The 9,630-nt window shown below is 38.3% G+C and carries 8 protein-coding genes; all 8 read left to right on the plus strand.

Annotation, left to right across the window (positions count from 1 at the left end; genetic code table 11):
* The first annotated feature begins 529 nt into the window (after positions 1 to 529).
* The 8 genes from ACFSCX_RS24750 to nikC all read left to right on the plus strand — a co-directional run bounded on the left by ACFSCX_RS24750 (position 530) and on the right by nikC (position 9,400).
* Positions 530 to 796 carry a YgaB family protein gene (locus ACFSCX_RS24750; RefSeq protein WP_377930939.1) on the plus strand — a complete coding sequence of 89 codons (267 nt, stop codon included), beginning with the start codon at positions 530 to 532 and terminating at the stop codon, positions 794 to 796.
* A 268-nt stretch (positions 797 to 1,064) separates the two neighbouring features.
* Complete coding sequence (gene ntdP / locus ACFSCX_RS24755) at positions 1,065 to 1,595, plus strand: nucleoside tri-diphosphate phosphatase (protein WP_377930940.1); 531 nt, start codon at positions 1,065 to 1,067, stop codon at positions 1,593 to 1,595.
* 62 nt (positions 1,596 to 1,657) lie between these two features.
* The gene (locus ACFSCX_RS24760) at positions 1,658 to 3,403 is read left to right on the plus strand and encodes an ABC transporter ATP-binding protein (RefSeq protein ID WP_377930941.1); all 1,746 of its coding nucleotides are present in this window, start codon (positions 1,658 to 1,660) and stop codon (positions 3,401 to 3,403) included.
* Positions 3,404 to 3,569: 166 nt separating this feature from the next.
* Positions 3,570 to 4,586: an ABC transporter ATP-binding protein gene (locus ACFSCX_RS24765; RefSeq protein ID WP_377930942.1), complete on the plus strand. Its 1,017-nt coding sequence runs from the start codon at positions 3,570 to 3,572 to the stop codon at positions 4,584 to 4,586.
* A complete protein-coding gene (locus ACFSCX_RS24770) occupies positions 4,558 to 5,526 on the plus strand; it encodes an ABC transporter ATP-binding protein (protein WP_377930943.1) in 969 nt (322 codons plus the stop codon). Before ACFSCX_RS24765 ends, ACFSCX_RS24770 begins: the two co-directional genes overlap by 29 nt.
* 70 nt (positions 5,527 to 5,596) lie before the next feature.
* Positions 5,597 to 7,240: an ABC transporter substrate-binding protein gene (locus ACFSCX_RS24775; protein ID WP_377930944.1), complete on the plus strand. Its 1,644-nt coding sequence runs from the start codon at positions 5,597 to 5,599 to the stop codon at positions 7,238 to 7,240.
* 243 nt (positions 7,241 to 7,483) lie between these two features.
* Positions 7,484 to 8,488, plus strand: a complete 1,005-nt coding sequence (locus tag ACFSCX_RS24780) for an ABC transporter permease (RefSeq protein WP_377930945.1) — start codon at positions 7,484 to 7,486, stop codon at positions 8,486 to 8,488.
* A 15-nt stretch (positions 8,489 to 8,503) separates the two neighbouring features.
* On the plus strand, positions 8,504 to 9,400 hold the full coding sequence (gene nikC, locus ACFSCX_RS24785; protein WP_377930946.1) for a nickel transporter permease: 897 nt from the start codon (positions 8,504 to 8,506) through the stop codon (positions 9,398 to 9,400).
* Positions 9,401 to 9,630 lie beyond the last annotated feature (230 nt).

The following is a 9,630-nucleotide window of genomic DNA, read 5'->3' on the forward strand; positions in this document are numbered from 1 at the left end:
GACATCTTTTTTGAAAAAAAAATACAGCTTTTTCGCTTTTTTTTCTTGGAAAATTAAATTTATTAACATATTTGAATATATTCGGAGACAAAATAGAATGTTTACCTTTGGTGTTCGATGTTTATCATCAACTTCTTAAATTTTATCATCAACTATGTGGAAATTATCATCAACTTGGCAATTTTATCATCAACTTTTTGGATTTATCATCAACTTTTTAATTTAACAGCAACCTTGATATTGTTATCATCAACTTTCACATTTTTATCATCAACTTCCTGAAGCGTAACATCGACATTATAATCATCAGCTGTCCTGAAGCCTAACATCAACAGTTTTTGCAAGTAGTTCTAAAATAGCATAAGCGTATGATTCCAGCTAAGCGATGCCCAAGAATATAACAGCAACCCAAAGCAGACATACATATCGACAAAACTTCTTAATTGTCTACATATAAAGTCAAAGGAATCCAGCATGATCCATAGAATTTAACCACTAAACAGGCAAAAGAAAGGGATGGTATATTTTCATGTCTAAATTCGATCAGTTAGTCAGACAACAACTTCAAACGATGGACAAGCTCTTGTTTTTGCAATCAGAAATTGAACGATGCCAGGAGCTTGAAAAAGAGCTTGGCGAATTAGATAACCAGACAGAGCAACTCACTATAAAGAACGAAATACAGAAAATGAAAGTCGAATTACGAGAAATTCAGCTTACCTTTGAGCGACAAACTGACGCGGTTATTACATCCTATAAACACTTAAACAATGAAGTTGTGACGACAGCGTTATAAAGATTTGGAAGAGCCACTAAATAAAGTGGCTCTTTTGTTTTAAATTATAGGTAGAACCGTTATAATAGTAAGAAGTAAAAACATATCCAAACATATATAAAGAGAAAGCATCCATCATTGGATGACGATAGGGGCTTCAACTGATTCGTTCAAAGTGGTGTATTTAGTCCTTCGTAAACACCTGGGGATGAATAGGGGACAAGTATTTTTAAAATGAATACATATATGGTTTAGTTGTGAAAAGTGGCGATGAAAGAAGGGAGTTTGAATGGGTTTTCCCATGGCAGGAGAAAGGATACAAATACATAGTTATAAACATAATGGGTGCATACACCGAGTATGGGAGGAAACGGTTGTCTTAAAGGGGACGAAAAACTTAGTAATAGGTGGAAATGACCGGACTACGGTAACTGAATCAGATGGTCGCACTTGGATTACAAGGGAACCAGCGATTTGTTATTTTCATGCCCATTATTGGTTTAATATCATTGGAATGCTTAGAGAAGATGGGATCTATTATTATTGTAATATAAGTTCTCCATTTATTTGGGACAAGGAAGCATTAAAATATATTGACTATGACCTGGATGTTAAGGTTTTTCCGGACATGACGTATATACTTTTAGATGAGGATGAATATCAGCGTCATAAACAAGAAATGAAATATCCTGAAGTAATTGATCACATTTTAAAGAAAAACTTAGATCACTTACTCCTTTGGATCAGGCAACGAAAAGGTCCATTTGCTCCTGATTTTATTGATAGTTGGTATGAGCAGTACTTATTACAACAATTATAAAAATCCTGTTGAGTCGATCAACAGGATTTTTTACCGGTAATTGCATGAAATGTGGTGAAACTATGGGAAGTGTAAAACGATATTTACAATTTGTCCATCCATATAAGTGGCATATTGTGTTTACTATTATTATTGGTATTTTTAAATTTGTCATTCCACTCCTTATTCCTCTTTTATTAAAATATGTAGTGGATGACATCATTAATGGAGATCTAACAAGTGCTGAAAAATTAGAGCAATTATTTTGGATTATGGGCATTACGTTAGTTGTGTTTGTTATTGTCAGACCACCTATTGAATATTTCCGTCAATATTATGCACAGTGGGTTGGCAGTAAGATATTGTACGATATAAGAGACAAGTTGTTTCATCATTTGCAAAAGCTTAGCTTACGCTATTATTCGAATACAAGGGTTGGAGAAGTTATTTCACGAGTGATTAATGATGTAGAGCAAACAAAAACGTTTGTGATCACAGGACTTATGAACGTTTGGCTTGATATGATCACCATTGTCATTGCTGTTGCTATTATGTTTTCTATGGATGCCATGTTAACGGTTGTGGCTATTATCCTCTTTCCGTTTTATGGATTTTCTGTTAAATATTTTTACAGTAAGCTTCGCCATCTAACACGAGTTAGGTCTCAAGCACTGGCAAATGTGCAAGGACATTTACATGAGCGTGTGCAAGGGATTCCGATTATTCAAGGATTTGCTCTTGAAGACCATGAACACAAGCAGTTTGATGTTCAAAATCAGCATTTTCTACTAAAGGCATTAGAGCACACAAAATGGAATGCGAAGACCTTTGCAGTTGTGAATACGATAACAGATGTAGCACCACTTCTAGTGATTGGATATGCAGCCTATCAAAGCATTGTAGGAGAACTAACGGTAGGAACGATGATTGCATTCATTGCGTACATGGATCGTTTATACAGTCCGCTTAGGAGACTTGTTAATTCCTCTACCGCTTTAACGCAGGCGGTTGCATCAATGGACCGAGTGTTTGAGTTTATTGATGAAAAATATGATATAGAGGATGACCCGGCATCAAGAGAGCTTACAAAGGTTGAGGGTACCATACAGTTTGATCAAGTTTCATTTCAGTACACTGAGGCAGATATACCTGTTTTGAAGGACGTGACGCTTAACATAGAGAAGGGTCAAACGGTTGCCTTCGTTGGTATGAGTGGGGGAGGAAAATCAACCCTCGTTAGCTTAGTACCTCGTTTTTACGATGTAACGAGTGGTCGAATTCTACTAGACGGTCATGATATTCGTGACTTTCAAGTAAGATCACTTCGAAGTCAAATAGGACTTGTCTTACAGGATTCGATTTTGTTTAGTGAATCGGTGAAGTTTAACATCGCGATGGGAAACCCAGATGCAACAGATGAGGAAGTTATGGAAGCCGCAAAGGCTGCCAATGCACATGACTTTATTATGGACCTTCCAGAAGGCTATAATACAAAAGTAGGGGAACGTGGTGTGAAGCTTTCTGGCGGACAAAAGCAACGTATTTCGATTGCAAGAGTATTTTTGAAGAACCCACCTATTTTAATTTTAGATGAGGCAACCTCAGCGCTAGATTTAGAAAGTGAGCATTTAATTCAAGAATCGTTAACAAGGCTTGCTAAAAATCGCACAACCTGTATTGTGGCTCATAGACTGTCAACGATTACCCATGCTGATAAAATTGTGTTACTTGATCATGGGGAAATCAAAGAAATCGGTACACATGAACAGCTAATGAGCCAAAAAGGACAGTACTTTGAATTATTTTCCATCCAACAAATAGATCATTAATCTTCAAAAGGCATAGACAAATCGTCTATGTCTTTGTTATTATATTCTAAATTGTCGAAACATTTATTGCACGGTCGACATTATTCGACAGTATTTTTGTCACAAAATTGTAATAATAGACACACAGGACAAATTGATGTTTTAGATGTAAAAGGGGGGAACACATATGAATCAGCAGCCAGTCTTAGATGTTAAAGATTTACGAACTTCCTTTTTAACAGATTCTGGTGAGATACCAGCCGTTGATGGTATCGATTTTTACATAAATGAGGGAGAAGTTGTAGGAATTGTTGGAGAATCAGGTAGTGGAAAATCCGTAACATCACTTTCCATCATGGGACTTGTACCGAAACAAAATGGAAAAATCCAAGGTGAGATTTTATACAAAGGTGAAAATCTTAGAAATGCTTCTGAAAAGAGAATGTGTCAAATAAGAGGGAATGAGATTGCGATGATCTTTCAAGAGCCAATGACATCACTCAATCCATTATTTACAATTGGTCAGCAATTAACAGAAGCAATAAAGCTCCATCAAAAAATTGGAAAAAGAATGATTAAGCATCGTGCAATTCAAATGCTAAAGCTTGTTGGACTACCTCGGGCAGAGGAACTTATCAATGAGTATCCCCACCAATTGTCAGGTGGGATGAGACAGCGTGTCATGATTGCGATGGCAATGGCCTGTGATCCTAAGGTGCTTATTGCGGATGAACCGACAACAGCTCTTGATGTAACCATTCAAGCACAGATTCTGCACCTTATGAAGGATTTAAATAAAAAGACGAATACGTCCATCATGCTCATTACGCATGATTTAGGAGTAGTGGCAGAAGTTTGTGACAGAGTAGTTGTCATGTATGCAGGAAAGATTGTAGAAGAAGCAGATGTAAATACGATTTTCAAAAATCCAAAACATCCATATACCGTTGGATTAATTAAGTCAGTTCCTGATGTTAGAGACAAAAAAGAACGATTATATTCCATACCAGGAAATGTTCCTAAACCAGGATCAATCAAGCAGGGATGTAGGTTTGCAGCACGCTGTGAGCATGCATTTGACCGTTGCCAAGTTGAAGACCCTGAATTAGTTAGTACTGAGGGTAGAGGGCATAAAGTAAGGTGCTTCCTTCACCTAGAAGAGGAGGGGTCTACAAATGACAGAAGCGCTATTGCAAGTTCGTGATTTAAAAAAACACTTCCCAATTACGGGCGGAGTATTTGGTAAACAAGTCGGAGAGGTCAAAGCTGTTGATGGATTGACCTTCGAAGTGAAAAAGGGAGAAACATTAGGATTAGTTGGAGAAAGCGGATGCGGAAAATCTACAACGGGTAGGCTTCTACTTAGATTACTAGATCCAACTGAAGGCTCTGTTATGTTCGAAGATAAAGAGGTAACAAGTCTCTCAAAGGAAGAAATGAGAAGACTTCGCCGTGAAATGCAAATGGTATTCCAGGATCCATACGCATCACTTAATCCAAGGCATACGATTGAAAGAATTTTAGAAGAGCCATTAATCGTTCATGGAATTGGTAATAAAGCAGAACGTATTAAACGAGTTCATGAGATTCTAGAGGTTGTTGGGTTAAGTAGCTACCATGCTAAGCGCTATCCACACCAATTTAGTGGTGGTCAAAGGCAGCGTATCGGGATCGCAAGAGCACTGATGACAAAGCCAAAGCTCATTATCGCAGATGAACCAGTATCTGCACTCGATGTTTCGATTCAATCTCAAGTACTAAATTTAATGGAAGATTTACAAGAGGAATTCGGATTGACCTATATATTCATTGCTCATGATTTAGGGGTTGTTAGACATATTAGTGACCGCGTCGGTGTAATGTACTTAGGTAGAATAGTAGAGTTGTCTACAAGTGAGCAGATTTACGCGAAGCCGCTTCATCCATATACAGAGGCGTTGCTATCGGCAGTACCAGTCCCTGACCCTGAACTAAAGAAAGAGACGAAGCTATTGGAAGGGGATATTCCGAGCCCATCCAACCCGCCTAAGGGTTGTGCCTTCCATACACGCTGTCATGCCTGTATGGATATTTGTAAACAAGTAAGACCTGAAATGAAAGAAGTTGAAGAAGGGCATTATGTTGCTTGTCACTTATATGAGTGATAGCAGCATTAAAATATAATAATCCGTTCAATAGCCAATTGAACAATTTATTCAATAGGGGGAAAGTTAGATGAGCAAAAAGCTATGGTTAACATTGTTAATGGCATTTATGTTAGTTCTTGGACTAGCAGCCTGCGGTGGAACTGAAGATGCATCTGATAACAAAGATGCTGGCAAAACAGAAGATACTACTTCTGGAAATGATGATTCAAAAGAAGAAGAAACACCAGCTCAAGATACGTTAGTATTTGGTCGTGGTGGAGACTCTGTAAGTCTAGATCCAATCACAGCTACTGATGGTGAATCTTTTAAAGTAACAAAAAATGTTTTTAACACACTTGTAGATTACGGTGAGCAAGATGTTACAATTCGTCCATCACTTGCAACTGATTGGCAGGTTTCTGAAGATGGATTAGTTTACACTTTAACTCTTCGCGAAGGTGTAAAATTCCATGATGGTACTGATTTCAATGCTGACGCTGTCGTTTACAACTTCAACCGTTGGGGAAATGGAACAAAGGATCAATTCTATTACTATGGGTCTGCTTTCGGTGGATTCGGTGATGAAGAGAAACACATTATTAAAGAAGTTAAAGCTTTAGACGCAAAAACAGTTCAATTTACATTAAAGAAGCCTCAAGCACCATTCATGCAAAACTTAGCAATGTCACCATTTGCAATTGCTAGCCCGGCTGCAATTGAAAAGTATGGCGATAAGTTTAATGAAAATCCAGTTGGTACTGGTCCTTTCAAGTTTGTTGAGTGGAAGCGTAATGAACGTGTTGTAATTGAGAAAAACCCTGACTACTTTGTAGAAGGTCTACCTAAGTTAAACAAAGTTATCTTCGTTTCTATTCCAGATAACTCTGCTCGTGTAAATGCACTTTTAAGTGGAGAAGTACACCTAGCTGACGGATTAAACAATTCTGATTCAAATCAGCTTACTGGTAACCTTCAAGCAATCAACCGTCCTTCAATGAACGTTGGTTACTTAGGTTTAACAGTTACTAGAGGTCCACTAAAAGATAAGTTAGTACGTCAGGCTCTAAACCATGCGGTTGATAAGCAAGGAATCATTGATGCATTCTATGGAGGTCAAGCAATTCCAGCGATTAACCCAATGCCTCCAAGCATTAAAGGATACAATGATCAAGTTGCTGATTATCCATATGATTTAGATAAAGCAAAATCATTATTAGCTGAAGCTGGTTATCCAGATGGATTTGAAATGGAGCTATGGGCTATGCCTGTACCACGTCCATACATGCCAGACGGACAAAAGGTTGCAGAAGTACTTCAAGCTAGCTTTGCACAAATTGGTGTAAAAGCAAACATCGTATCATTTGAATGGGCTACTTACCTTGAGAAAGCTCGTGCAGGAGAAGCAGATAGCTTCATGCTTGGTTGGACTGGTGACAATGGAGATGCAGATAACTTCCTAAATACATTGTTAGGTGGTTCTAACATTGACAGCAACAACTATACACGTTATGACAATGCTGAAGTAAATGAATTGTTAGCAAAGGCACAATCAAGTAACGATGCTGCTGAACGTGAAGATCTTTATAAGCAGGCACAAGTAATCATTAAAGACGAAGCGCCATGGATTCCATTAGTTCACTCAACTCCATTACTTGGAGCATCTGCGAACCTAACTGGTTTCTATCCGCACCCAACTGGTTCTGATAAGTTAGAAACTGTTGAATTTAAATAAGCTGAATCACTTAATCAGTCGGGGTCAATCCCCCGACTGATTTACTTCACATGATCGGCTTTTACGGGCAGTTAGCCTCCAAAATTAGACATCAACGAAACATTTGAAGCCTTTAAACTGGGGGCTTACTGCCCGTTAAAGCGGGTTAAGCCTCATCGTGAAGGAGAAACGATCAGCCCTTCATGAAGCTATAAGAAAGTTTACTTTCTTACTATACTAAACTTAGAAAGAGGTGACTCTCACATGTTCGCCTACACAATTCGTAGATTACTATTATTAGTTCCTGTTTTACTAGGAATGACGCTTATTGTGTTTTTTATGATTCGTGCAATACCAGGAAACCCAGCTCAAGTTATACTAGGTCAGCTAGCAACAGCAGAGGCGATCGAGAGTTTAACAAAGGAACTAGGATTAGACAAGCCTTGGCATGTTCAATATTTTTCCTACTTAGGAGACCTATTGCGAGGAGATCTTGGAGAATCTTTAAGGACACGTGTACCAATTACAGAAGAGATATGGCCGTACTTAGCAGCAACTATTGAACTTTCCTTAGCTGCTATGCTAATTGCGATTTTTATAGGAGTTAATGCAGGGATTATTAGTGCTTGGTTCCAAAATTCATGGTTCGACTATTCGGCAATGGTTCTGGCTCTTGTTGGAGTATCGATCCCGATTTTCTGGTTAGGGTTAATGGAACAGTGGGTATTTTCTATTAATCTAGGCTGGCTACCAACCTCTGGTCGTGAATCAGTTATGAATCCTGTGGATCCAGTTACTCACTTGTTTGTTATTGATACCTTATTACAAGGTGATACAGAGAAGCTAGGGACTGTTCTAAAACACTTAGTATTACCGGCCTGTGCGTTAGCGACGATTCCAATGGCAATCATTGCGCGTATTACAAGATCAAGTATGCTTGAGGTTATGCGTTCTGATTATATTCGTACCGCTCGAGCAAAGGGAATGAAAATGTTCTGGGTAGTTTACAAGCACTCTTTGAAAAATGCAGTTATTCCTGTACTAACAATAATCGGTTTACAAACAGGGCTGTTATTAGGTGGTGCGATTCTAACAGAAACGATCTTTAGCTGGCCAGGAATTGGTCGTTATATTTATGAAGCGATCGGTTTCCGTGATTATCCAGTCATTCAATCTGGAATATTAGTAGTTGCTTTCATCTTTGTTATGATCAACCTAATTGTCGATTTACTATATGCCTTAATTGATCCTAGAATTAAATATTCATAGAAAGGAGGGATTTTAGTGGCAGAACTAGCAAGAAATGACGCACCAATAAAGTCCGTTCCAAAAGAGGAAGTCGTGTCTCCTTGGTTAGAGGCATGGCGGAACTTCAAGAAAAATAAAATTGCGGTTGTTGGGGCTACAATTATTTTTGTATTTATTATCCTGGCACTTGCTGCACCTATTATCGCTCCTGAGGGAATTAATGATCAAAAGCTAGGAGAAAGATTACAACCACCTTCTGCTGAGCATTGGCTTGGAACAGACGACTTTGGTCGTGATATTCTAAGTCGAATTCTTTACGGAGCAAGAATCTCTCTTTGGGTTGGATTTTTAGCTGTAATAGGCTCAGCGGTTATGGGTTGTCTTCTAGGCATAATAGCAGGTTATTATGGTAAGTGGGTAGATGGTGTCATTTCACGTGTATTTGATATCATGTTAGCTTTCCCAAGTATCTTACTTGCCATTGCGGTGGTTGCAGTACTTGGACCATCTTTACGTAATGCTTTAATAGCTATTGCAATCATTAACATTCCAAACTTCGGTCGTCTCATCAGGTCAAAGGTACTAAGTGTCAAGCAAGAGGAATATGTATTAGCAGCCAAAGCGGTTGGAATGAAGGATGCTAGAATCCTTTTTCATCACATTTTACCGAACAGTATGTCACCGATTATTGTTCAAGGAACATTAGCCATAGGTACAGCCATTATTGAATGTGCGGCGCTAGGATTCCTAGGATTAGGAGCAGAGCCACCGAATCCAGAGTGGGGTAAAATGTTAGCCGATTCGAAGCAATATATTATTCAAGCACCTTGGACGATGATTTTTCCAGGTATTGCGCTCATGCTAACAGTCCTTGGCTTTAACCTAATGGGTGATGGATTACGTGATGCACTAGATCCGAAAATGAAGCAATAGAAAACATAGGTAAAATACTAAAACCGAAATCTGGTAGATTTCGGTTTTTTTAATAAGTTAAGCGTACAATGTCAAATACTTTTTTTAAGTTTTAGGGTAACTCAAATACACTTACTGTAATATCCTTTTTTTTACAAGTAACAATTAACCAAGTTATCTATGATATAGGTACCACTTTCTTGATTCAGAAATGGGTTATTCACTCGCTTCTTAATCTGCATTGATGCATT

The organism is Bacillus salitolerans (assembly GCF_042680805.1).
GTDB lineage: Bacteria > Bacillota > Bacilli > Bacillales > SA4 > Bacillus_CJ > Bacillus_CJ salitolerans.